Source organism: Pseudomonas sp. ES1, from assembly GCF_050586605.1.
In the GTDB taxonomy this organism is placed as follows: domain Bacteria; phylum Pseudomonadota; class Gammaproteobacteria; order Pseudomonadales; family Pseudomonadaceae; genus Aquipseudomonas; species Aquipseudomonas sichuanensis.
Window position 1 is genome coordinate 88,492 of sequence record NZ_JBOBDM010000008.1, and the last position, 24,281, is coordinate 112,772.

Here is a 24,281-nt window from a genome sequence, read left to right on the forward strand (position 1 = left end):
TTAGCTACCTAAGCAAGGATTCTGCATGCACGCCGCCAACCCGCGCCGCGGGTACATTCTGGGCCTCGGCGCCTACATCATCTGGGGCCTGTTCCCCCTGTACTTCAAAGCCATCCAGAGCGTCCCGGCGGTGGAAATCATCGTCCATCGAGTGCTCTGGTCGGCGCTGTTCGGCTCGTTGCTGCTGCTGGTGTGGAAACACCCCGGATGGTGGCGCGAACTGCGTGACAACCCACGCCGCCTGGCCATCCTGGCCCTGAGCGGCACGCTGATCGCCGGCAACTGGCTGACTTACGTGTGGGCTGTGAACAACGGGCGCATGCTCGAGGCCAGCCTGGGCTACTACATCAACCCGCTGATCAATGTGCTGCTGGGCATGCTGCTACTCGGCGAGCGCCTGCGCCGCCTGCAATGGCTGGCGGTGGGGCTGGCGGCATTGGGAGTGGCACAGCAGGTGTGGCAGGTCGGCAGCCTGCCATGGGTGTCGCTGGCGCTGGCGCTGTCGTTCGGCTTCTATGGCTTGATTCGTAAACAGGCACCAGTGGCCGCATTGCCGGGGCTGGTGGTGGAAACCTGGATGCTGGTGCCATTGGCCATCGGCTGGCTGCTGCTGCACCCCACCGCCAACAGCGCCAGCCTGGACTTCTTCAGCAGCAGCGAAGCGCTGTGGCTGATCGCCGCCGGCCCGGTGACCCTGGTACCGCTGGTGTGCTTCAACGCCGCCGCCCGTCACTTGCCGTACACCACCCTGGGCTTCCTGCAGTACCTGGCGCCGACCCTGGTGCTGCTGCAGGCGGTGCTGCTGTTCGGCGAGCATTTGTCGTCCAGCACATTGATGGCCTTCGCCTGCATCTGGGCGGGCCTGGCCGTGTACAGCGTCGATGCCTGGCTCAGTTTGCGCAAGCGCGACTGATCAAATAATGCTCAAACCCCTACAGGCCACGCGGTGCGTGGCCTGCAGCAAGCGCTCCAGAGGTTATCCACACCCTCGTCCCCGTGGTTTGTGCACAAGCTACTGATTACTGGGTGTTTTTTGCTCAAATCGCGCCAGCCTGCACCGTTGTTGGGTTGTAGCGGTACGCCCCCAGGTTATCCACAGGAGCGTCCCCGTTAAATCGGGATAACCACCTCAGGGCCGCTTCGCGCCCCATCGCGGCACAAGGCCGCTCCTACAAGGGATCGCGGTCACCTGTAGGAGCGGCCTTGTGCCGCGAAAGGGCTGCGAAGCAGCCCCTGCGATTTCGAATCACTCCTCCGGCCGCAACTTCAACTCCACCATCAAGTCATCCGCCAGGCTCTCCAGCTTCACCTGCAAATCGTCCAGAGCCAAGGTCAACGGCAACGCCAGCAGGGCGTCGGCATGGAACAGCGGTTCGCTGCTCATCGGCGCCGGCCGCACCTCGGTGCTCAAACGCTCGACGTTGACCCCTTGCTCCGCCAGCAACCGGGTGATATCACGGACAATGCCCGGCCGGTCGTTGCCCACCAGCTCCATGGCGATCGGCTTCCAGGTACAGGAAGGCTCGATGCCGCTCTCGGCGATCAGCACGCGAATATCGTATTTCGACAGTTTATTGAGCGACACGACCAGTTCGTCGTAGTTCTCAGCAGGCACCGCCACCCGCAGGATCCCGGCGAACTGCCCGGCCATGCGCGACATACGGCTCTCCAGCCAGTTGCCGCTGTGATCGGCGATGCACTGGGCAATGCGTTCGACCTGCCCGGCCTTGTCGGGGGCGATCACGGTGAGTACGAGATGGTCCACAGGCCACTCCTTCAGGTTCGGTCAGGGCCGTGTCAAACGGCCGAACAACAGGGACCGAATCAGTATAGGCAAGGCGCGGCAACCTGCCGCAGGACAGTCTGGCCGACCAATCGTGTACTGTTTCAAGATTTATCTGGAACAATCCACCTGTTTTTTGCGAACATACCCTTTCCCGGCGTGACCCTACGCGACTTATCGGTCACGCAGCGACGCTTTTAGTCTGATGTTTACCTGCCTGCTGCTTCATGTAGTATGCGTCGACGCGGACTACAAAGCGTCGTTTGGATGTCTGCCAAGGCGCCTGTGAAAATACGCGAGCCGCCCGCCAGCCAGTCTGGCGAGCCGCACCCAGCCGCGCTCGCCCGACGAGTGCATGCACTGGTGCCGTGTTTAGAGAAGCGCTACAGGCTTAATACAGAAGAGCGAAAGCGAAATAGCTGAGCAGAGGTGAGGCAAGCAATGACTGGATACGTTCAAGTCGGTGGCCTTCAGGTCGCCAAGGCCCTGTACGACTTCGTCAATAACGAAGCGATCCCTGGAACCGGCATCGAAGCCGACAAGTTCTGGGCCGGGGCGGCAGAGATCATCAAAGACCTCGCTCCCAAGAACAAAGCCCTGCTCGCCAAGCGCGACGAGCTGCAAGCCAAGATCGATGCCTGGCACCAGGCACGCAAAGGCCAGGCCCACGACGCCGTAGCCTACAAAGCATTCCTCCAGGAAATCGGCTACCTGCTGCCACAAGCAGACGATTTCCAGGCCACCACGCAAAACGTCGACGAAGAAATCGCCCACATGGCCGGCCCACAGCTGGTGGTGCCGGTGATGAACGCCCGCTTCGCCCTGAACGCCGCCAACGCCCGCTGGGGCTCCCTGTATGACGCGCTGTACGGCACCGACGTGATCAGCGATGAAGGCGGCGCCGAAAAGGGTCAGGGCTACAACAAGCTGCGTGGCAACAAAGTGATCGCCTTCGCCCGCGCCTTCCTCGACGAAGCCGCGCCACTGGCGGCCGGCTCCCACGTCGACTCCACCGCCTACCGCATCGAAGCCGGCAAGCTGGTCGTGGCCCTCAAGGGCGGCAGCAACAGCGGCCTGCGTGACGACGCCCAACTGATCGGTTTCCACGGCGACGCCGCCGCACCGACCGCCGTGCTGCTCAAGCACAACGGCCTGCACTTCGAGATCCAGGTCGATGCCAGCACCCCGGTCGGCAGCACCGACGCCGCTGGCGTGAAAGACATCCTGATGGAATCGGCGCTGACCACCATCATGGACTGCGAAGACTCGGTCGCTGCCGTCGACGCCGCTGACAAGGTGATCGTCTACCGCAACTGGCTGGGCCTGATGAAAGGCGACCTGGCCGAGAGCGTGAGCAAAGGCGGCAAGACCTTCACCCGCACCATGAACCCGGACCGCGAATACGCAGCCCCCAACGGCGGCAGCGTTACCCTGCACGGCCGTTCGCTGCTGTTCGTGCGCAACGTTGGCCACCTGATGACCAACCCAGCGATCCTCGACGCCCAGGGCAACGAAATCCCCGAAGGCATCCAGGACGGCCTGTTCACCAACCTGATCGCCCTGCACAACCTCAACGGCAACACCAGCCGCAAGAACACCCGCAGCGGCAGCGTGTACATCGTCAAGCCGAAGATGCACGGCCCGGAAGAAGTGGCCTTCGCCGCCGAAATCTTCAGCCGCGTCGAAGACCTGCTGGGCATGAAGCGCAACACCGTCAAGGTCGGCATCATGGACGAGGAGCGCCGCACCACGGTCAACCTCAAGTCCTGCATCAAGGCCGCCGCCGAGCGCGTGGTGTTCATCAACACCGGCTTCCTCGACCGCACCGGTGACGAAATCCACACCTCCATGGAAGCCGGCGCCGTAGTGCGCAAGGGCGCCATGAAGAACGAGAAGTGGATCGGCGCCTACGAGAACAACAACGTCGACGTCGGCCTGGCCACCGGCCTGCAAGGCCGTGCGCAGATCGGCAAAGGCATGTGGGCCATGCCCGACCTGATGGCCGCGATGCTCGAGCAGAAGATCGCCCACCCGCTGGCCGGCGCCAACACCGCCTGGGTGCCATCGCCGACCGCCGCCACCCTGCACGCCCTGCACTACCACAAGGTCGACGTGCAGGCCCGTCAGCGCGAGCTGGCCCAGCGTGCCCCGGCCTCGGTGGACGACATCCTGACCATCCCGTTGGCCGCCGACACCAACTGGTCGGCCGACGAGATCCGCAACGAGCTGGACAACAACGCCCAGGGCATCCTCGGCTACGTGGTGCGCTGGATCGACCACGGCGTGGGCTGCTCGAAGGTGCCGGACATCAACGATGTCGGCCTGATGGAAGACCGCGCCACCCTGCGCATCTCGGCCCAGCTGCTGGCCAACTGGCTGCGCCATGGCGTGGTCACCCAGGAGCAGGTGCTGGAAAGCCTCAAGCGCATGGCCGCGGTGGTGGACAAGCAGAACGCCGGTGACGCCCAGTACCGCCCGATGGCGCCGAACTTCGATGACAACATCGCGTTCCAGGCGGCGATCGAGCTGGTGGTTGAAGGTGCCAAGCAGCCAAACGGCTACACCGAGCCAGTGCTGCACCGTCGTCGCCGCGAGTTCAAGGCGCGTAACGGGCTGTAAGCCGCAAGGGGCCGCTGTGCGGCCCATTCGCCGGCAAGCCGGCTCCCACAGGGTCAACGCCGTTTATGCGATGCACGGTGTCCAGTGGGGGCCGGACTCCCTGGATGATCTTCGATCTTCAGCTCTTTCTTCACCAACCCCAGCAGCTTGCCCAGGTCCACCGGCTTGAGCAGGAAATCCACCACCCCCAGGTGCATCACGTCCACCGCTTCCTTCACATCGGTGTCGCCCGACACCACGATGATCGACAGCGCCGCCCGCTCCGACTCGCGAACCTGGCGGATAAGCTCCATGCCATCCTTCGGCTCCATACGCAAATCAGTGATCATCAGGGCAATCCGACGCTCGTAATGCAGCTTCAACATCGCCTCCTGCGCGCCGTCGGCGGTCATGCAGTCGATGCCCCGGCTTTTGAGGTACAAGCTCAGCGCCTGGCTGTTCACCGGGTTGTCATCCACCACCAGCACCACCGGTTTGGGCGCCACCGGCGCGCTCACCACGGCCAACGCCTCACGCTCGGCGTCACTCAATATGTCGTCATGCTCAGCCATGGTCGTCTCGTCAAAAATGTCGCTCAAACCCTAAGACCCTAAACCCGCACCGCCCTGTGCGCCTTTCGTCGGGGCCTTGCCATCAGTGCCTCTAGACTTACGTCCAATGGGCACCACAAGGCGGCCAGCCGACCATGGAGGCCGAGAACAACAAAGCCGAGCCCTATAGATAGATATATATAGTTCGGCGTAGCGAAACGGTCAGCTTCATGAGTAAAAAGGACGCCTACCGCCAGGCGGGCAAAACCGCAGTGCAGCAGAACATCCAGGGCACCCTGCAGTTGCTGCAGCGCTTTGCGCCGTTCAACCAGATGGAACAGAGCCACCTGGCTTTCCTGGTGGAACAGTGCCAGCTGCGCTTCTACGCGGCTGGCGAAAGCATCATCAAGCCCAGCGACGGCCCGGTCGAGCACTTCTACATCGTCAAGCAGGGCCGTGTGGTCGGCGAACGCCAGCACATCACCCGCCCGGGCACCGAGACCACCTTCGAGATCACCGGCGGCGAATGCTTCCCGCTGGCCGCATTGCTGGGCGAACGCGCCACCCGCACCGAGCACCTGGCAGGCGAAGACACCTTCTGCCTGCAATTGAACAAAGCCGCGTTCATCCGCGTGTTCTCCCTGTCCGACGTGTTCCGCGACTTCGCCCTGCGCGGGGTCAGCAGCCTGCTCGATCAGGTCAACCAGCAGGTGCGCCAGAAAGCGGTCGAGACCTTGGGCACCCAGTATTCGCTGAACACCCCGCTGGGCGAACTGGCCATGCGCCACCCGGTGGTGTGCAGCCCCGACACGCCCCTGCGCGAAGCGGTGCGGCTGATGCACGAACAACAGGTCGGGAGCATCGTCATCGTCGACCCGCAACGCTACCCCATCGGCATCTTCACCCTGCGCGACCTGCGCCAGGTGGTCGCCGATGCCAGCGCCGAGCTGACCGCGCCGATCGAACGCTACATGACCGCCAAGCCGTTCTACCTGAGCCCCCAGGCCAGCGCCTTCGACGCCGCCATGGCCATGACCGAACGGCATATCGCCCACGTCTGCCTGGTGGACAACCAGCGCCTGTGCGGAGTGATTTCCGAGCGCGACCTGTTCTCCCTGCAACGGGTCGACCTGGTGCACCTGGCGCGCACCATCCGCCACGCCCCGCGGCTGGACAGCCTGGTGTCGTTGCGTGGCGAGATCGGCCAACTGGTCGAACGCATGCTCGCCCACGGCGCTTCCTCGACCCAGATCACCCAGATCATCACCCTGCTCAACGACCACACCGTGTGCCGGGTGATAGAACTGGCCATCGCCGAACGCGGCGACCCGGGCGTGCCGTTCAGCTGGCTGTGCTTCGGCAGCGAAGGCCGCCGCGAACAGACCCTGCACACCGACCAGGACAACGGCATCCTCTTCGAAGCCCACGACCGCGCCGAAGCCGATGCCATCCGCGCCAGGCTGTTGCCGCTGGCCCAGCACATCAACCACAACCTCGCCCAGTGCGGCTTCACCCTGTGCACCGGCAACGTGATGGCCGGCAACCCCGAGCTGTGCCTGTCGCGCAGCGAGTGGGCGCGGCGCTTCGCCGGCTTCGTGCGCGAGGCCAGCCCGGAGAACCTGCTGGGCTCGAGCATCTACTTCGACCTGCGCGTGGTGTGGGGCGATGAACAGGGCTGTGAACAGTTGCGCCAAGGCCTGCTCCAGCAGGTGGCCGACAACCGCATCTTCCAGCGCATGATGGCCGACAACGCCCTGCGCCAGCGCCCGCCGGTGGGGCGCCTGCGCGAGTTCGTACTGACCCGCCAGGGTGACGACAAGGCCGCCACCCTCGACCTCAAGGTGCAGGGCCTGACGCCCTTCGTCGACGGCGCGCGGCTGCTGGCCCTGGCCCATGGCATCAAGGCCTGCAACACCCTCGAGCGCCTGCGCCAACTGGTTGCCAAGGGCGTCATCGACGCACTCGACGGCGCCGCCTTCGAGGAGGCTTACCACTTCATCCAGCAGACCCGCATGCAGCAGCACCAGCGCCAGACCCGCGCCAACCTGGCGTACTCCAACCGCCTCGACCCGGACAGCCTCAACCACCTGGACCGGCGCATCCTGCGCGAATCCCTGCGCCAGGCCCAGCGCCTGCAAAGCAGCCTGGCCTTGCGGTATCAGCTGTGAACCTGTTCGCCTGGCTGCGCCCACCGGCGCCCACGCTGGACGAGCACCTGCGCCAGCGCCTGGCCAGCCTGCCCGGGCCTGCGCCGCTGGCCGTGTGCTCCCTGCGTGAGCAGCGTTGGGTGGTGCTCGACCTGGAGACCAGCGGCCTGAACCTCAACCGCGACCAGGTGCTGTCGATCGGCGCGGTGGCCATCGAAGATGGTGCCATCGACCTCGGCCAGCAGTTCGAGCGCACCCTGCACCGCCCCGAGCAGAAGACCAACGCCAGCGTGCTGATCCACGGCCTCGGCCCCAGCGCCCTGGCCGCCGGCTGCAACCCGGCCGAAGCCTTGCTCGACCTCATGGCGTTCATTGGCGACAGCCCGGTGCTGGCGTTCCATGCCTCGTTCGACCAGCACATGCTGGCGCGGGCGCTGCAGGACAGCCTTGGCCTGCGCCTGCGCCACCCGTTTTTCGATGTGGCGGAGCTGGCCCCCATGCTCAACCCCGACACGGTGCTGCGCGAAGCCGGGCTGGATGACTGGATCGCCCGTTTCGGCCTCGAAGTCCAAGCCCGCCACCATGCCAGTGCCGACGCCCAGGTCACCGCCGAGCTGGCCCTGATCCTGTTCAGCCAGGCCCGCCGCCAGCAACTGGACAGTCCGTTGCAGCTGGAGCAAAGGCTTAAACAGTGGCGTCGGCGCAAAATGCCGAGTCACGGCTTCTAACGGCCGCGATTCATGTCGCCCTGTAGGCCTTTCGCGGGTAAACCCGCTCCCACAGGTACAGTGTTGGCTTGAGATTGTGCGCAATCCTGTGGGAGCGGGTTTACCCGCGAAGGGCTGCAAGGCAGCCCCTTTCCCACCGGTCGAGTGCCCCGGCAAGGCCGCTGCTGCACAGATGGCATGCATCCAACCGTAATGGCAATCCGATAAGCGTCAATTGCGCCCCTACCCTCGCCTCTGCGACAATCGCGAATAATTATCGTTAGTTAACGCATTCTTTATCGGGGGACGTTCCTTGACGTCTGCGCAGAGCCCACACGCCGAACTGGTCAGCGCGCTGTACCGCGACCATCGCGGCTGGCTGCTGGCCTGGCTGCAACGCAGCACAGCCTGCCGCCAGCGCGCCGAAGACCTGAGCCAGGACACCTTCGTGCGCCTGCTCGGCCGCGAACGGCTGGACGCCCCCCGCGAACCCCGCGCATTCCTGGTTGCCGTGGCCAAGGGCCTGCTGTTCGACCACTTCCGCCGCGCCGCGCTGGAACAGGCCTACCTCGCGGAACTTGCGCTGTTGCCCGAAGCCGAACAGCCCTCGCCAGAACTGCAATACCTGATCCTCGAAGACCTCAAGGCCATCGATCGCCTGCTCGGCAAGCTGTCGAGCAAGGCGCGCGCCGCGTTTCTGCACAACCGCCTGGACGGCCTCGGCCACGCCGAAATCGCCCAGCGCCTGGGGGTTTCGGTGTCCCGCGTGCGCCAGTACATCGCCCAAGGCATGCGCCAGTGCTACATCGCCCTGTACGGGCAGCCGACATGAACAACAGCCCCGTCTCCAGCACCGTGCTGGACGCCGCCATCGCCTGGAAGCTGTGCCTGGACGAAGGCAGCGGCAGCCCCGACGAACGCAACGAATTCATGCGCTGGCATGCCGCCCACGAAGAGCATGCCCGCGCCTGGCTGCAACTGAGCCTGCTCGACCAGCGCTTCAACACCGCCGCCGGCCCCGCCCGCCATGCCCTGCTGCAGTCGCGCAGCGGCATGCGCCGACGGCTCGGCGGGCTGGCCGGCATGCTGCTGCTCGGCGGCGTGCTGGCCTGGGCCGGCATGCCCTCGCTGTCGCCGGACTACTGGCTGGCCGACCAACGTACCGCCACCGGCGAACTACGCACCCTGCGCCTGGAAGACGGCACGCTGCTGAGCCTGAACAGCCACACCGCAGTGGATATCGACTTCCAGGGCGAACAACGGCTGATCGTGCTGCACCAGGGCGAGATATCCGTGGAAACCGGGCATGAAGACAGCCGTCCACTGCAAGTGCGCACCGCCGATGGTCGCCTGCGCCCGCTGGGCACACGTTTCCTGGTGAAGCGCGAAGCCGGTGGCACCCGCCTGGAAGTCCTGCAATCGTCGGTGGCCGCCAAACCCCGCGACAGCGGCGACGAGCAGGTACTGCGCGAAGGCCAGCAAGTGCTGATGAACACCGAAGGCCTGGGCGCGGTCAGCCCGGTAGCGGTCGGCGCCGATGCCTGGACCCGCGGCATGCTGGTGGTCGACAACGTGCGCCTGGCCGACCTGGTGGCCACCCTTGGCCAGTACCGCAGCGGCCACCTGGGGGTGGCCGACGAGGTCGCCGACCTGCGCGTGAGCGGCAGCTTCCCGCTGACCAACACCGACCTGGCGCTGGCCTCGCTGCAACCGGTAATGCCGGTGAAGATCGAGCGGCATACGCCGTGGTGGGTAACCGTCAGCGCCCGCTGAGGCAGCCTCGAGCTGCAAGCTTCAAGCTTCAAGCTTCAAGCTTCAAGCTTCAAGCTTCAAGAAAAAGCAGGTCACTGCAGATCCCGCTTTGCTCTTGCAGCTTGAAGCTTGCAACTTTCAGCTTTTTTTCCCCCACCCCCTGTCACTTTTCAAAACTCACTCGGCAAGGAAGCAGATAGCACTTATCCGTCGAGGAGCCGCCGCATGTCCCGCGCTGTTGATGCCTTGCTTCGCCCCAGCCTGATGGCCCTGGCCATCGGCCTGGCCGCCCCGTTGACCAGCCCCGCCCTGTTCGCCGCCGAACAGTCGGCCCTGCGCACCTACGCGCTGCCCGGCGCACCACTGGCCAGCACCCTGAACCAGATCGCCAGCCAGGCCGGCATCACCCTGGCCCTGGACCCGGCCCTGGTCAGCGGCCGCACCTCGGCCCCGGTCAGCGGCCAGTACGACGCCCTCGGCGCCCTGCAGGCCGCCCTGCGCGGCACCGGGCTGCAACTGCAGCAAAGCAGCGCCGGCAGCTACAGCCTGGTGGCCGTCCCCGAAACGGCCCTGGCCTTGCCGGAAACCACCGTCAACGCCGCCAGCGACAGCGAAAGCGCCTGGGGCCCGGTAGACGGCTACCTCGCCAAGCGCACCGCCGCCGGCACCAAGACCGACACCGCCCTGGTGGAAGCACCGCGTTCGATCTCCGTTGCCACCCGCCAGCAGATGAACGACCGCGGCGTGCACAGCCTCGATGACGCCGTGAAATACATGCCGGGCATCGTCTCCGCCAGTTACGGCAGTGACACCCGCTATGACTGGATGCTGGTGCGCGGCTTCGAGCCGACCCAGTTCCTCGATGGCCTGCCACTGCCCCGCGGCGTGTACGCCAACCCGAAAGCCGAAACCTGGAACCTCGACCGCCTGGCCCTGCTGCGCGGCCCGGCTTCGTCGGTCTATGGCCAAACCCCGCCCGGCGGCCTGCTGGACATGGTCAGCCGCCGCCCGCAAGCCGAAAGCGCCCACGAGATCCAGGTGCAGTACGGCAGCGACAACCATCGCCAGATCAACTTCGCCAGCACCGGCAAGATCGACGACCAGGGCCAGTTCCTCTATGGCGTCAGCGGTGTGGTGCGCGACAGCGACACGCAGATCGACCACATCGAGAACAAGCGCTACAACATCGCGCCGAGCCTGACCTGGAACATCGACGACGACACCAAGCTGACCTTCCTCAGCCAGTTCACCCGTGACGACACCGGCGTCACCAGCCAGTTCTACCCGATCCAGGGCACCAAGATCTCGATGCCGTTCGGTGATATCTCCCACCACAAGAACCTCGGCGATCCGGATTACGACTTCTACGACCGCACCTACTACGCGTTGGGTTATGCGTTCGAACACCGCATCAACGATGTCTGGCAGTTCCGTCAGAACCTGCGCTACACCAAGTCGGACTTGGCGTTCCAGACCGTCACAGTGCGCAGCTACAACAGTAATGGCACGACGGTCAGTCCAGATGGCACAGTCGGCCGCGGCACCACCAACGTCGACGAGGACATCAGCCAGTTCGCCGTCGACAACAACCTGCAGGGCGACTTCGACACCGGCGCCGTCAGCCACACCCTGTTGCTCGGCCTGGACCACCAGCGCATGAACAACAACTACACGGCGATCTTTGGCAGCGCCACCGACATCAATGTGAACAACCCGGTGACCGGCGCGCCCATCACCCGCCCGCCACGTTCCGACGCGTTCTACGACTACGACCAGAAAACCCGCCAGACCGGCCTGTACATCCAGGACCAGATGGCCCTCGACAACTGGCGCCTGACCCTGGGTGGCCGCCAGGACTGGGTGAAGACCGATACCCACTTCATCAAGGACGACACCGACAACAGCCAGCTCAACCGCAAGTTCAGCGGCAACGCGGCGATCAGCTACGTGTTCGACTCGGGCCTGGTGCCCTACCTGTCGTACGCCGAGTCGTTCCAGCCCACCAGCAAGGCCGACGTCACCTCGACCAACTCGCTCAAGCCAACCGAAGGCCAGCAGTGGGAACTGGGTATCAAGTACCAGCCACCCGGCTCCAATACCCTGCTCAGCGCAGCGGTGTATGACCTGACCCAGAAGAACGTCTCGGCCACCAGCTTCGTCGGCGCGGTGCCGGTCACCAGCCAGACTGGCGAAGTGAAGGTGCGCGGCCTTGAGCTGGAAGCCACCTCCGACGTCACCGAGAACCTCAAGGTGATCGCCGCCTACACCCTGGCCAAGTCCGAAGTGCAGGATGGCCAGTACAAAGGCAACCGCCTGCAGCTGATGCCCAACCAGCAAGCCTCGCTGTGGGCCGACTACACCTGGCACAGCGGCGTGCTCGATGGCTTCGGCATCGGTGCCGGCGCGCGCTACACCGGCAATACCTATGGCGACCAGGGCAACACCTGGCTGGGCAAGGCCGACGCCTACACGGTGTTCGACGCCTCGGTGCACTACGACCTCGGCCGCCTGGACAACAGCCTCAAGGGTGCGTCGGTGGCGCTCAACGCCAGCAACCTGTTCGACAAGGACTACATCTCCACCTGCGACAGCTTCTACTGCTACTACGGCGACCAGCGCAGCGTCGTCGCCAGCGCCACCTACAAGTTCTGAGTGACCGGGGCCGCTGCGCGGCCCTTTCGCCGGCAAGCCGGCTCCCACAGGGATCGCATGGTGGGAGCCGGCTTGCCGGCGAAAGGGCTGCGCAGCAGCCCCACGGTCCAACAGACGTAAACGGTACCGTGATGAAAAGCTCAACCATCCGCCGCTGGTCAGCGATCCACACCTGGACCAGCCTCATCTGCACCCTCTTCATGCTGCTGCTCGCCCTCACCGGCCTGCCCCTGATCTTCCACCACGAGATCGAGCACCTGCTGGGCGAAGCCCCCGAATTGCGCGAGATGCCCGCAGGCACCCCGCACCTGGACCTGCAGCAGTTGGTGCTCAAGGCCGAGCAGCACCGCCCCGGCGAGGTGATGCAGTACTTCGGTTACGAGAAGGACGAACCCAACGGCGTGGTGGCGATCACCGCCGCCACCGCCGGCACCGACCCGAACGACTCGCACACCTTCATGCTCGACGCCCGCACCGGCGAGGCGGTGGCCATGCCGGCTGCCAACGGCGGCTTCATGATGCTGATGCTGCGCCTGCACGTGGACATGCTCGCCGGGCTGCCGGGCAAGCTGCTGCTGGCCTTCATGGGCGTCTTGTTCGTGCTGGCAATCGTCTCCGGCACCGTGCTCTACGCGCCGTTCATGCGCCGTCTGAAGTTCGCCACCGTGCGCCACGAAAAATCTTCACGGCTGCGTTGGCTCGACCTGCACAACCTGATCGGCGTGGTCACCCTCAGCTGGGCACTGGTGGTGGGCGTCACCGGGGTGATCAGCGCGCTGTCCGACCTGGTCATCGCCGCCTGGCGCAACGACAGCCTGGCGGCCATGGTCGCGCCCTACCGCAATGCGCCGCCCCTCACCGAGCGCGCACCCGCCACCCAGCTGCTGCACATCGCCGAACAAGCCGCCCCTGGCATGCGCCCGGACTTCATCGCCTTCCCCGGCACACGCTTTTCCAGCGAGCACCACTACGCGGTGTTCATGAACGGCGCCACGCCACTGACCTCGCACCTGTTCACCCCGGTGCTGATCGACGCCCGCACGCTCCAGGTAACCGCCGTCGGCGAGCGCCCGTGGTACATGGATGCCATGGGCCTGTCGCAGCCGCTGCATTTCGGTGACTACGGCGGGCGGCCGATGCAGATCCTCTGGGCCATGCTCGACGTGCTGACCATCATCGTGCTCGGCAGCGGCCTGTACCTGTGGTGGGGCAAACAGCGCAAAGCGAAGGAGGCGCGGGCATGAGCCACAACTCGCAAAGCACCGGGCGGATCTTCGCCTGGCCGGCGCTGGTGGCGCTGCTGAGCCTCGTCGGGCTGTTCGCCGCGCTGCTCGGGGATGGGCTCTGGGACAGCTTGGCCTGGATCGGCCTGGGGGCTTCGGCCGTGCTGGGCCTGAGCGGGTTCTGGCGACGCTAGAGGGAACCACGCTGTCCGTGTAGGAGCGGCCTTGTGTCGCGATAGGGCCGCGCAGCGGCCCCGGCGATTTCTGTATTCACGCTGAAATCCTGGGGCCGCTTTGCGGCCCTATCGCGACACAAGGCCGCTCCTACAGGGACCGCGTAAACCTGGCCTCGTGCATCACTCGGTCAAGCGCGGCAACACCTGGTCCAGCCGCTGATACAACGCACTGCTGCGCGGCCAGTTGCGCAGCAGCCGCGCGCGGTCACGGCCGAATGCCGGGGCGAAGCTGAGCTGGGTGGCATGCTGGCACATGGCATCGAGGTCGATCAGCGACCAGCGGCCGTTGTCCCAGAACAGGTTGTGGCCCTTGAAGTCACCGTGGCTGATGCGTTCGCGGATCAGCTGCTGCATCAGCTGCACCAGCGCCTCGACCTGCTCATCCGGCGCGTCGCCGCTGTCCACGAACGGCGCAAAGCAGGCGGTCAGGTCCGGCCCATCGACATACTCGGTCAGCAGGTAGGCGCGGTTGCGCAGGCCCAGGGTGCGGGTTTCCAGCACTGCCAGCGGCCGTGGCGTGGCAATTTCGAGGAATTCCAGGCGGTGGCCCTCGATCCACGAATGCCAGGCCCGGCTCGGGCGCCAGAAACGCTTGAACCAGTGCGCGGTGTTCTTGATGTTGTAGCGCTTGAGCACCAGCGTGCGCCCGCCCACCTCGATCCGCGCGACGCTCGCCGCACCGCCGGTCTTGTACAGGTGGCCCTGGTCGATCAACGCATCGGCCTGCTCCAGCACCGGCAGCAGCGCCTCGGCTTGTGGGCGACGCACCGCGCGCAAGCCCGACAGGGTGCGCTCGACGCTGAACAGCGTGCATTCGCGCCCGGCCTTCTCCAGGTAATCCTTCAGGCGCCAGTTGCGCACCTTGTCCACCTGCTTCTGCAAGGCTTCGAGCGGCAGCGCGTGCTCGCCGTTGGCCAGCAGGTAATGCACCAGCGCCTCTTCGATGAACGGCTCCAGGCGCTTGGGCAACTGGGCGAACAGCACCCCGAGGTTTTCCAGCACACGCTGACGCGACAGTTGCTGGCCAGGCGTCTCGGCCTTGATGCCAGCGCCATCGATCAGGTACACCCGGCCCTCCTGGCGCAGCAGGTTGTCCAGGTGCAGGTCTTCCTGCCACAGGCCCTTGGCGTGCATCTGCGCCACTGCCGTCAGCGCCTCGCCCAGCACTGCATGCTGCTCGTCGGCGAGCATCGGCAGGTGCTCCACTGCGGCCCAGGCATCGGCCAGGCTTTCGGCGTGATCGAGGTACTCGAACAGCAGCCAGCCGCCCTCGCCTTCCTTCAGGCCATCGGCCAACAACTGCGGCGTGGTCAGGCCTTGCTCGGCCAGCAGGCGCACGCCATCGAGCTCACGCTGGAAATGGCGGGCGGCGTTACCGCCCACCAGCAGCTTGGCCAGCACCGGGGTGCCGCGCCAGATACCGGCGCCGACATAGCGCTGGCCGGGCAGCACGCGCAGCAGGCTGAGCAGTTGCAGGTCGGCCATGCCCGCAGCATCGGCGAGGGTGACGGTCAGCGGCAACGACGGGCTGCGCCCGAGGTCCTTCAGTTCGGACAGGAGCATCAGCGGGCCTCTTTATGGCGACGGCGTTGCGTCAGGCGCTGCAGCCAGGCATTCACCTGCGCGCTGTCCACCGGCTGTTGCAGGTAGGCGCCGAGCAGTTCGCGCACATCCGCCTCACTCCAGGCACGGGCGCGACGCAACAGCGGCTCCAGATCCTTGACCCGGTCGCGCTGGCCGAACAGCAGCGGGCGGGTCTTCTCCAGGTCGATCAGCTGTGCCTGCCAGCCTTCGCGGCGCTCGCGCAGGAAGATGTGCTTGGGGTAGAAACACCCATGCATCTGCCCGGCGCCGTGCAGGGTGCGGGCCAGCTGGCCGCAAGCCTGCAGGATGCCCCGGCGCTGCCCCTCGGGCAGCTGCGGCCATTGCTCCAGCAAACGCTCAAGGTCGCTCCAGTCGTCCAGCGCGCGGGTCATGAGGATCGCACGGTGCTGGCCGGCCTGCTTGCGCTCGCCGAAGAACACCGCCTGCAACGCCGGGATATCCAGCTTCTGGTAGCGGCTGATGTTGCGAAATTCGCGGGCGAACGTCGGTTCGCCAAACGGCCGTTGCAGGCTGCGGGTCAGGTAGTCGCACTGGCGCTTGAGGTAGTAGCCCTTGCCCTCCAGCTCCAGGCGGAACACGCTGCTCCAGCCGCCACGGCCGGTGTTGGGCTCGTCCACGGCGTCCAGCTGCAATGCCCACAGCGCTTCGAAATCGCTCAGGCCATGGCGCTTGAGCAGCGCCTGGTCGGCGCTGGCCAGGTAATCGGTCATTCCCTTCCCTCGAAAAAGCTCAGCACCTGGCGAATGCGCCGCTTGTCGCGGGCAGTCAGGCGCGCGTGACGGCGGTACTGCAGGTAGAAACGCAGGCGCTGGGTCGCCGACAAGTGGTATTTGGCGACCTTGTCCAGGCACGCCAGGTCCTTGATCAGCCGGTGCCGGAGCATGAAGCCGCGCCAGAAATCGCCGGTCGGGCAGTCGATGAAGAACAGCGTGCCCTGATCGTCCACCAGCAGGTTGCGCCACTTCAGGTCGTTGTGGGCGAAGTGATGGTCGTGCATCTCGCGGGTATGCCGGGCCAGCTGGCGGCTGACATGGTCGACCCAGGCGCGATCTTTCAAGCGCGGGTCGTTGCGCTCGGCCAACGCCGACAGGTCCTCGGTGTTCGGCAGCTCGCGGGTGATCATCGCCCCGCGGCCAAAGGCCAGGCCGTTGCGTTCCAGGCCCCAGGCAACCACCTCGGCGGTGGGGATGCCCCACTTGGCGAACTGCTTGAGGTTCTGCCATTCGGCCTTGATCCGCGGACGCCCCAGGTAGCGGCGCATATGCTTGCCGGCACCGGTGTAGCGCTTGACGTAATACCAGACGCCGTCGCGCTGCACACGAATGACCTCGCTGAGCGGGTCGCGGGTCAGGTGTTCGCCCTGCAGGGCGAACACCGTGTTCAAGCTACCGAAGTCCGCCGCCAGCCATTCGTAGCCCGGCGCCAGTGTCCAACCCGCCATCAGAGCGCATCCCCATAGCGTTGCTTGCGTTCGTAGAGTTTCTGCGCCTTGCTTTCCAGCCAGGCCAGCAGTGCGGCTTCCTCCTTGAACACTTCACGCAATGGGCGCTGGAAGTAGCCGCGCAGGAAGCGCAGCTTGTCACGGCGGGTCAGGCCGATGTCCAGTGCCGAGAAGTACAGCGCGGCCAGGTCCTTGTCGCGCCAGCGCCGGGTGATTGTCGCCCGGGTCTGGGCCCGGTGCAGGTCGATCACCGACAGTTTGAAGTCATCCGCCGTCACCGGGCGGGCGGTGTGCAGCAGGAAATGGCAGATGTAGCAGTCGCGGTGGTTGACGCCAGCGCGGTGCATGCCGCCGGTCATCTTCGCCACCTCGGCGATCAGCGCACGCTTGAGCCGTGGCTCGGGCGGCTGACGAACCCAGTCGAGGCTGAAGTCTTCCAGGCTGACGGTCGGCGCCAGCTCTTCGGTGACGATGAACGAATGCTGGGTGGCCGGGTTGCTGCCGCGCTCGCCGTAGGCTACCGCGGTCATGGTCGGCACACCGACCTCGTGCAGGCGCTGGATGGCCCGCCATTCCTGACCGGCGCCGAGCACCGGCAGCTTGGCGCTGAACAGGTTCTTGAAGATCTCGCCCCAGCCGATGCCACGGTGGATCTTGACGAAAAAGCCCTCGCCATCGACCTCGGTGCGCAGCGTGCGGCGGCCCTCAAGCTCGCGGTACACCTCGCCCTGCAGCTGCTCGACGGCCTCGAACGGGTCGCGCCCGGCCCACAGGCGCTTGAACGGTTCGGCCAGTATCAGCTTCATGCGGTCTCCTGGCCGAGGATCACGTCGGCGGCATGCTGCGGCATGCTGTACAGGTCGGCGCTGTCGGCGAAGGCCACGCCATTGCGCGACCAGACCGCGCGGGCCTCGGCGTCTTCGAGCATGCGTTGCAGGTAGCTATTGAGCTGTTCCTGCTCGAAGGGGTCGTCCAGCACCAGGCCGCTGTCGGCCTCGGCGATGTAGTGGGCATAGCCGCACACCTTCGAGACCAGCACCGGCAGGCCGGCGACCAGCGCTTCGAGCAGCACGGTGCCGGTGTTTTCGTTGTACGCCGGGTGAATCAGCAGGTCGGCCCCCAGCAGGAAGCGCGGAATATCGCTGCGGCCCTTGAGGAACTGCACCTGCTCGCCCAGGCCCAGGGTGGCGCTCTGCAGTTGGAACACCTTGGGGTCGTCCTGGCCGATGACCATCAGCCGGGTGCGCTTGCGCAGGGCCGAAGGCAGCGCGGCCAGGGCCTTGAGGCTGCGGTCCACACCCTTGGTCTTGAAGCCCGAACCGATCTGTACCAGCAGCAGCTCGTCGTCGGCCAGGCCGAACTCCTTGCGGAAGTCGGCGCGGATGGCGTCGGCATCGGCCGGGCGGCGGCGGTCCTGGGAGATCCCCGGCGGCAGCAGGTGAAAGCGTGCCTCGGGGGTGTCGTAGTGCTTGATGAACAGGGGCTGCTGCACTTCGGAGATCATCAGGATCTCGGTATGGGCATCCTTGGCGAACACCGCCCGCTCGTACTCGGCGAAATGGCGGTAGCGGCCCCAGCGGCGGTACAGGCCACCGCGCAGGGTCTGGGCCTTGTCCTCGAAGCAGCCGTCGGCGGCGTAGTACACGTCCAGCCCGGGCATCTTGTTGAAGCCGATCAGGCGGTCGACCGGGCGCTTGGCCAGGTCCGCCGCCATCCAGGCGCTGAGCTTCTCGTTGCGGCGGTGGTTGAACAGCGCCTTGACCGGCGCCACCAGCACCTCGAAGCCCGGCGGAATATCACCTTCCCAGATCAGCGTGTACACGCGGATCTGGTGGCCACGCTTCTGGCACTCCAGGGCGATGCGCATGAAATCGCGCTGCAGCCCGCCAAAAGGGAAATATTTGTAGAGCACGAAAGCCAGTTGCATCAACGAACATCCTCAGCCAGCAGCAGCGCGCTCAAGCGGCCCGCTACATGCTCGGGATTCAGGCGAGTGAAGCACAGCGGCCACTCGCGTTTGAGATCGAACCGGCGCAGATCCTCGGCGCTCGGTTTGTAGGTGCACTTCTTCTGCAGGCACGGGGCGCAGGGGAAGTTGCTCGCCTGGTGGATCTGGGCGCGTCCGTAGGCACCGGTCAAACCAGGGTTGGTGGGGCCGAACAGCGAAATGGTCGGCACATCCAGCGCAGCGGCCAGGTGGCCCAGGCCGGTATCGACCGCCACGCAGGCCTTGGCGGCCGCCAGTACGCGGGCGACGCCGACCAGGTTCAACTTGGGCAGCACCTGGCAGTTATTCAAGCCCTGGGCGATACGCTCGGCGCGGGCCTTCTCCGCCGGGTTGCCCCACGGCAGCATCACCTGCAGCTTGCGCCGGCCCATGCGTTCGGCCAGCTCGCGCCAGTAGGCTTCCGGCCAGTGCTTGGTGGCCCAGGTGGTGCCATGCAGGAACACCACGTAGGGCGCCGCTGGCGGCAGTTGCAGGCGGTTGAGGTCCAGGCCGTAGTTGCCCAGGCCCTCGGGCAGGTCGTAGGCCAGGGCCAGGGCGAACAGCTGGCGCACGCGCTCGACGGCGTGCTGGCCGACGGCGACCGACAGGCGCCGGTCATAGAACCGACTGGCCAGGCCTTCACGGGCCGAATAGCGGTCGAGCCCGGCCACCGGCGCTTTCACGTAGCGAGTCAGCCAGGCCGACTTGACCAGGCCCTGGGCGTCGATCACCAGGTCGTACTTGCGCGCGCGCAAGCGTTGCTTGAAGGCCTTGAACTCGCCGCTCTTGATGGTCTGCCAGAGGTTCTTGCGCCAACGGCGGATGGCCACCGGGATCACCTGGTCGACCGCCGGGTGCCAGCTGGGGATCTCGGCAAAGCCCTCTTCCACCACCCAGTCGAAACGGATGCCGGGGATGGCGTGGGCGGCGTCGGTGAGCGCCGGGAGGGTGTGGATGACGTCGCCCAGGGACGACGTCTTGATGATCAGGACCCGCACTCAGTCGACCTCTGCCACGCTATCGATCAGGTTCGGTCCGCCCAGGTGGTGCAGGGCGGCGATCACCTTGGCCGGCTCGAGCAGACGCAGGCAATTGTAGTGGCCGAAGCGGCAGGTGCGGTCGAAGCAGGGGCTGCACTCGATGCCGGTGCGCACCACCTCGACCTGCTCGGCCAGCGGCGGGGTGAAGCCCGGCGAAGTCGAGCCGTACACCGCCACCAGCGGGCGGTTCAAGGCGGCGGCCACGTGCATCAGGCCGGAGTCGTTGGAGACCACGGCGTTGGCGCAGGACATCAGGTCGATGGCCTCGGCCAGCGAGGTTTCGCCGGCCAGGTTGTACGATTCTTCACGCAAGCCCGGGATCAGTCGGTCGCGAATCTGCTCGCCCACCGGGTGGTCGTTCTTCGAACCGAACAGCCACACCTGCCAGCCCTGGCGGATCATCGCATCGGCGACTTGCGCGTAATGCTCGGCCGGCCAGCGCTTGGCCTCGCCGAACTCGGCGCCGGGGCACAGGGCCAGTACCGGGCGGTCCAGCTGCAGGTTGAACTTGGCCACGGCCGCATCAAGGCTCTGGGCCTCGATCCGCAGGCTGGGGCGTGGATAAGGCTGCGGCAGTTCGGTACCCGGTGCGTAGGCCAGGGCCATGAAGCGCTCGATCATCAGCGGGTAGCGCGCCTTGTCCAGCTTGCGCACGTCGTTGAGCAGCAGGTAGCGCATTTCGCCGCGCCAGCCGGTGCGCTTGGGGATGCCGGCGAAGTACGGCACCAGCGCCGACTTGAGCGAGTTGGGCAGCAGGATCGCCTGGTCGTACTGGCCGGCCAGCGACTTGCCGATGCGCCGGCGGGTAGCCAGTTCCAGCGCGCCGTGGCCGAGCGGGAAGCTCAAGGCCTGGCGCACCTCGGGCATGCGCTCGAGGATCGGCCGGCTCCACTCGGGGGCCAGCACATCGATCTCGCAGTCGGGGTGCTGCTGTTTCAGGCACTGGAACAAGGTCTGCGCCATCACCATGTCGCCGACCCAGCTGGGGCCAATGATCAGTATTTTCATGCTTTATCCAGAAACATTCGGGGAGGCTGCAGGCTGCGTTACAACCTGGCCTCCCCTCTTTATATTCAGGCTATGTGGCGTGCAGTGTACCACTGGTGACACTCGGTCGTGGTCGAGCCCCCTGTGGGAGCGGGTTTATCGGGGCGCCGAACCGCCGCGAACACGGGCGTAGCCCGTGCCAACCACCGCGGCGCATTCTTCGCGGGTAAACCCGCTCCCACAGGGCCTGCACCCGCCTCAAGTCAGGCCCAATTCACCCCAGATCCGCCGCACCTCGCGGCGCTCATCGACGAACTGCGCCGCATCGATCACCCCGGCCTGCTTCTGCAAGGCCTGGCGGTGCGAGGCCGCGCGGAACGCCTTGTACACCTCGCGCAGCAGCACAGCGTCGGCGGCGGGCATCAGCCCGGCCTGCTCCAGCTCTTCGAGGATGCGGATATTGTCGGTCCAGCGCAGTATGGCCGCGTGGTCGTGGGACCAGGCCAAAGCGGCGTATTGCACCATAAATTCGATATCGACGATACCGCCGGCATCCTGCTTGATATCGAAGGGTTGCCCGGCATCGAAGGCGTTGCCCGCAGTACCTGCAGCGGTGCCCTTGGTGCCCAGGTTGTCGCGCATCTTGGCGCGCATTTCACTCACTTCGGCGCGCAGTTTATCCAGGTCACGGGCCTTGCCCAGCACCCCCGCGCGCACCGTCTCGAACGCCGCCGCTACCTGCTTGCAACCCACCAGCACGCGGGCGCGCACCAGCGCCTGGTGCTCCCAGGTCCAGGCTTCGTTCTGCTGGTAGCGCTCGAAGGCCCCGAGCGAGCTGACCAGCAGGCCCGAGGCGCCGGACGGGCGCAGGCGCATGTCGACGTCGTAGAGCTGCCCGGAGTTGGTCTGGGTGGTCAGCAGGTGAATGATGCGCTGGCCCAACCGGGTGAAGAACTGCGCGCTGTCGATGGGCTTGGCGCCATCGGTCTCGGCCTGTGGGTCGCCATCGTGGATGAACACCAGGTCCAGGTCCGAGCCATGGCCCAGCTCGATGCCACCGACCTTGCCGTAGCCGACGATGATGAAGCCCGGGTCGCACAGGCTGCCATCACTGCGCTTGGGCTGGCCATGACGGCTTACGGTCTGGCGCCAGGCCAGGGCCAGCACCTGGTCGAGGATGGCTTCGGCGAGCCAGGTCAGGTAGTCGCTGACCTTCATCAACGGCAGGTTGCCGGTGATCTCGGACGCCGCCACGCGCAGGCTGTGGGCCAGCTTGAAGTGGCGCAGCGCTTCCATCTGCTGTTCAAGGTCGTCTTCGGGGATGCGGGTCAGGCGCTCGCGCAGCTCGGCGGCCAGCTCTGGCGCCAGCGGCGGGCTGAACAGGCGGCCTTCGTTGAGCAACTCGTCGAGCAGCAACGGGTAACGGGCGATCTGCTCGGCGATCCACGGGCTGGCCGCGCACAGGGTCAGCAGGCGGCGCAGGGCGCCGGGGTTTTCGGTGAGCAAAACCAGATAGGCCGAACGACGGGCCACGGCCTCGACCAGCGGCAGCACCCGTTCCAGCACCAAGTCTGGGTTGGCATGCTCCACGGCCTGGGCCAGCAGGCGCGGAATAAAGGCGTCCAGGCGTTCGCGGCCGATACGCTGCATCGAGCGCAGTGACGGGCTGACGCGCAGGGCGGTCAAGCGGCGCAGGGCATCGGCGGGCTGCTTGAAGCCGGCTTCCTCGAGTTGGCGACAGGCCGCCTCTTCATCCTGGGCCTGCTCCCACAGCGGCGACCATTCGCCGCCCACCACCAGCTCGCCCTCGGCTTCGTCTTCATCGGGGTCGGCGATCACCTGGCGGAAGTGCCAGTCGATGCGCCCGCGCCACTCCATCAATTGCGTGTGGAAACTGGCCCAGTCGGCAAAGCCGAGCATGTAGGCAATGCGCTCACGGTCGGTGTCGTCATCCGGCAGCATCTGGGTCTGGCGGTCGGCGATGGCCTGGATCGCATGCTCGGTGTAACGCAGGAACTCATACCCCTCGCGCAGCTCGGCGACCACCGCCGGCGGCAGGTAACCCTGCCCCTCCAGGGTCGCCAGCACTTTCAGCAAGGGCCGTTGCTGCAGGCTGAGGTCACGCCCGCCGTGGATCAGCTGGAAGGCCTGGGCGATGAACTCCACCTCGCGGATGCCACCGGCGCCAAGCTTGATGTTGTCGGCCATGCCTTTGCGTCGCACTTCCTGCTGGATCAGCTGCTTCATGGTGCGCAGCGCTTCGATGGCTGAGAAATCCAGGTAACGGCGGTACACGAACGGGCGCAGCATCTCCTGCAACTGCGCGCCGGCCGCCTGGTCGCCGGCCACTACCCGCGCCTTGATCATCGCGTAGCGCTCCCAGTCGCGGCCCTGGTCCTGGTAGTACTGCTCCAGCGCATTGAAGCTCAGCACCAGCGAGCCGGCCGAGCCATAAGGGCGCAGGCGCATGTCGACGCGGAACACGAAACCATCGACGGTGACCGGGTCGAGCGCCTTGATCAGGCGCTGGCCGAGCCGGGTGAAGAACTCCTGGTTGTCCAGCGAGCGCTTGACCCCGGTGGTTTCGCCGCCTTCGGGGAAAGCGAAGATCAGGTCGATGTCGGAAGACAGGTTGAGCTCTACCGCGCCCAGCTTGCCCATGCCCAGCACCACCATGTGCTGCACTTCCCCGCTGCGGTTGCCGATGGGCGTGCCGAACTGCTGGCAGTGGCGTGGGTAAAGCCAGGCGTAGGCTTCATCTATACAGGCATCGGCAAGGTCGGACAGGTCGCGGCAGGTTTCGCCCAGGGCCGCAGCGCGGGTGATGTCGCGCCAGATGATGCGCAGCTGCTGGCGGTTGCGCTCGCGGCGCAGGTTGCGCGCCAGTTCGTCCTCGCTCTGGGCGGCCTGGGCCACGGCGTTGATCTGCCCACGCAGCTCGCCCGGGGCATAGGGCCGATCGAGCTCGCCACCTTGCAGCAGGCCGAACAGCATGGCCGGGTCGCGCTGGGCCTGGGCCAGCACGAAGTCGCTCGCGGCGCACACCTGGTCGAACTGCCGTCGCTGCTCAACGCTCCAGCTGTCCGGGTTCAGCCCGGGGTGCCCGGCCAGCGCATCGCGCAGGAACTGTTGATTGCGGGCAACCAGCGGTTGCAGGGCGGCAGGCAGATCGAGCGGCAAAGGCAGGCGCATGGTCTATCCTTGATCGGCGTGAAAGAGAGGGGTTGGAGCGGTCGAACGGGGGCCGGACCACGGTTGGACTGTCATACAAAAGTTAGAAATAGCTGAAAAACTTGATTTTCTAGTAAGAAACATCAACAAACACCTAACTCGAACACAGATTCAACCGACGGGAACGTTTTTCCCCACAACCCGGGATGCGACAAACCGTCGCATTTGTGTAGTTTTACTACTACCCATGCCGTGCAAAAGCATGAAATCCGAAAGCATTTGTAGTAAAACTACACCGCGCCGGATGACTGTCCGGTAATCCAAGAATTCACGACGTCTGCCCATAAGGCCAGTCGCAAACTCAGGCCCCCGATTCTGGTGGCCTTTCCGCCCTGGAGCAA

The 24,281-nt window shown here is 65.7% G+C and carries 19 protein-coding genes; 9 read left to right on the plus strand and 10 right to left on the minus strand.

The genetic code is table 11. The features are described from left to right. Nucleotides 1–25: 25 nt before the first annotated feature. The gene (gene rarD, locus ACQ4N9_RS05490) at nucleotides 26–913 is read left to right on the plus strand and encodes an EamA family transporter RarD (protein ID WP_125857179.1); all 888 of its coding nucleotides are present in this window, start codon (nucleotides 26–28) and stop codon (nucleotides 911–913) included. Nucleotides 914–1,246: 333 nt separating this feature from the next. Here rarD and ACQ4N9_RS05495 read toward each other — a convergent pair whose 3' ends face one another. After that, complete coding sequence (locus ACQ4N9_RS05495; protein WP_390966199.1) at nucleotides 1,247–1,765, minus strand: glycine cleavage system protein R; 519 nt, start codon at nucleotides 1,763–1,765, stop codon at nucleotides 1,247–1,249. A 459-nt stretch (nucleotides 1,766–2,224) separates the two neighbouring features. Here ACQ4N9_RS05495 and ACQ4N9_RS05500 point away from each other — a divergent pair, with 459 nt between their 5' ends. Beyond that, nucleotides 2,225–4,402 carry a malate synthase G gene (locus tag ACQ4N9_RS05500; protein ID WP_390966201.1) on the plus strand — a complete coding sequence of 726 codons (2,178 nt, stop codon included), beginning with the start codon at nucleotides 2,225–2,227 and terminating at the stop codon, nucleotides 4,400–4,402. 53 nt (nucleotides 4,403–4,455) lie between these two features. On the opposite strand, the gene ACQ4N9_RS05505 is transcribed toward ACQ4N9_RS05500, so the two are convergent. Then, on the minus strand, nucleotides 4,456–4,953 hold the full coding sequence (locus tag ACQ4N9_RS05505; RefSeq protein WP_390966203.1) for a response regulator: 498 nt from the start codon (nucleotides 4,951–4,953) through the stop codon (nucleotides 4,456–4,458). Between the two features lie 209 nt (nucleotides 4,954–5,162). Here ACQ4N9_RS05505 and ACQ4N9_RS05510 point away from each other — a divergent pair, with 209 nt between their 5' ends. From ACQ4N9_RS05510 to ACQ4N9_RS05540, 7 genes are all read left to right on the plus strand, one after another. Then, nucleotides 5,163–7,100, plus strand: coding sequence for a putative nucleotidyltransferase substrate binding domain-containing protein (locus ACQ4N9_RS05510; RefSeq protein ID WP_390966205.1), 1,938 nt, complete (start codon nucleotides 5,163–5,165; stop codon nucleotides 7,098–7,100). Continuing rightward, nucleotides 7,097–7,807 (plus strand): 3'-5' exonuclease, encoded by a 711-nt coding sequence (locus ACQ4N9_RS05515; protein ID WP_390966207.1) that lies wholly within the window; start codon nucleotides 7,097–7,099, stop codon nucleotides 7,805–7,807. Before ACQ4N9_RS05510 ends, ACQ4N9_RS05515 begins: the two co-directional genes overlap by 4 nt. Nucleotides 7,808–8,099: 292 nt before the next feature. Further along, nucleotides 8,100–8,618 carry an RNA polymerase sigma factor gene (locus ACQ4N9_RS05520; protein WP_110992306.1) on the plus strand — a complete coding sequence of 173 codons (519 nt, stop codon included), beginning with the start codon at nucleotides 8,100–8,102 and terminating at the stop codon, nucleotides 8,616–8,618. Further along, entirely contained in the window at nucleotides 8,615–9,559 is a 945-nt protein-coding gene (locus ACQ4N9_RS05525) for a FecR domain-containing protein (RefSeq protein ID WP_390966210.1), read from the plus strand. The genes ACQ4N9_RS05520 and ACQ4N9_RS05525 overlap by 4 nt, the downstream gene beginning before the upstream one ends. A gap of 204 nt (nucleotides 9,560–9,763) precedes the next feature. Further along, complete coding sequence (locus tag ACQ4N9_RS05530; protein WP_390966212.1) at nucleotides 9,764–12,190, plus strand: TonB-dependent siderophore receptor; 2,427 nt, start codon at nucleotides 9,764–9,766, stop codon at nucleotides 12,188–12,190. 131 nt (nucleotides 12,191–12,321) lie between these two features. Beyond that, nucleotides 12,322–13,434 (plus strand): PepSY-associated TM helix domain-containing protein, encoded by a 1,113-nt coding sequence (locus tag ACQ4N9_RS05535; protein WP_390966214.1) that lies wholly within the window; start codon nucleotides 12,322–12,324, stop codon nucleotides 13,432–13,434. After that, a complete protein-coding gene (locus tag ACQ4N9_RS05540; RefSeq protein WP_390966216.1) occupies nucleotides 13,431–13,607 on the plus strand; it encodes a hypothetical protein in 177 nt (58 codons plus the stop codon). The genes ACQ4N9_RS05535 and ACQ4N9_RS05540 overlap by 4 nt, the downstream gene beginning before the upstream one ends. A 162-nt stretch (nucleotides 13,608–13,769) precedes the next feature. Here ACQ4N9_RS05540 and ACQ4N9_RS05545 read toward each other — a convergent pair whose 3' ends face one another. From ACQ4N9_RS05545 to glnE, 8 genes are all read right to left on the minus strand, one after another. After that, nucleotides 13,770–15,212 (minus strand): lipopolysaccharide kinase InaA family protein, encoded by a 1,443-nt coding sequence (locus ACQ4N9_RS05545; RefSeq protein ID WP_390966218.1) that lies wholly within the window; start codon nucleotides 15,210–15,212, stop codon nucleotides 13,770–13,772. Then, entirely contained in the window at nucleotides 15,212–15,964 is a 753-nt protein-coding gene (locus ACQ4N9_RS05550) for a lipopolysaccharide kinase InaA family protein (RefSeq protein WP_125857169.1), read from the minus strand. Before ACQ4N9_RS05550 ends, ACQ4N9_RS05545 begins: the two co-directional genes overlap by 1 nt. Beyond that, nucleotides 15,961–16,695, minus strand: coding sequence for a lipopolysaccharide kinase InaA family protein (locus ACQ4N9_RS05555; RefSeq protein WP_347148891.1), 735 nt, complete (start codon nucleotides 16,693–16,695; stop codon nucleotides 15,961–15,963). The genes ACQ4N9_RS05550 and ACQ4N9_RS05555 overlap by 4 nt, the downstream gene beginning before the upstream one ends. Further along, nucleotides 16,695–17,501, minus strand: a complete 807-nt coding sequence (gene rfaP / locus ACQ4N9_RS05560; RefSeq protein ID WP_390966221.1) for a lipopolysaccharide core heptose(I) kinase RfaP — start codon at nucleotides 17,499–17,501, stop codon at nucleotides 16,695–16,697. Before rfaP ends, ACQ4N9_RS05555 begins: the two co-directional genes overlap by 1 nt. Continuing rightward, nucleotides 17,498–18,622 carry a glycosyltransferase family 4 protein gene (locus ACQ4N9_RS05565; protein ID WP_390966223.1) on the minus strand — a complete coding sequence of 375 codons (1,125 nt, stop codon included), beginning with the start codon at nucleotides 18,620–18,622 and terminating at the stop codon, nucleotides 17,498–17,500. The genes rfaP and ACQ4N9_RS05565 overlap by 4 nt, the downstream gene beginning before the upstream one ends. Next, the gene (waaC, locus tag ACQ4N9_RS05570) at nucleotides 18,622–19,680 is read right to left on the minus strand and encodes a lipopolysaccharide heptosyltransferase I (protein WP_110992296.1); all 1,059 of its coding nucleotides are present in this window, start codon (nucleotides 19,678–19,680) and stop codon (nucleotides 18,622–18,624) included. Before waaC ends, ACQ4N9_RS05565 begins: the two co-directional genes overlap by 1 nt. Next, on the minus strand, nucleotides 19,681–20,730 hold the full coding sequence (gene waaF / locus ACQ4N9_RS05575; protein WP_390966226.1) for a lipopolysaccharide heptosyltransferase II: 1,050 nt from the start codon (nucleotides 20,728–20,730) through the stop codon (nucleotides 19,681–19,683). It lies immediately after the preceding gene. 237 nt (nucleotides 20,731–20,967) lie between these two features. After that, nucleotides 20,968–23,901 (minus strand): bifunctional [glutamate--ammonia ligase]-adenylyl-L-tyrosine phosphorylase/[glutamate--ammonia-ligase] adenylyltransferase, encoded by a 2,934-nt coding sequence (glnE, locus tag ACQ4N9_RS05580; protein ID WP_390966228.1) that lies wholly within the window; start codon nucleotides 23,899–23,901, stop codon nucleotides 20,968–20,970. Nucleotides 23,902–24,281: the final 380 nt, after the last annotated feature.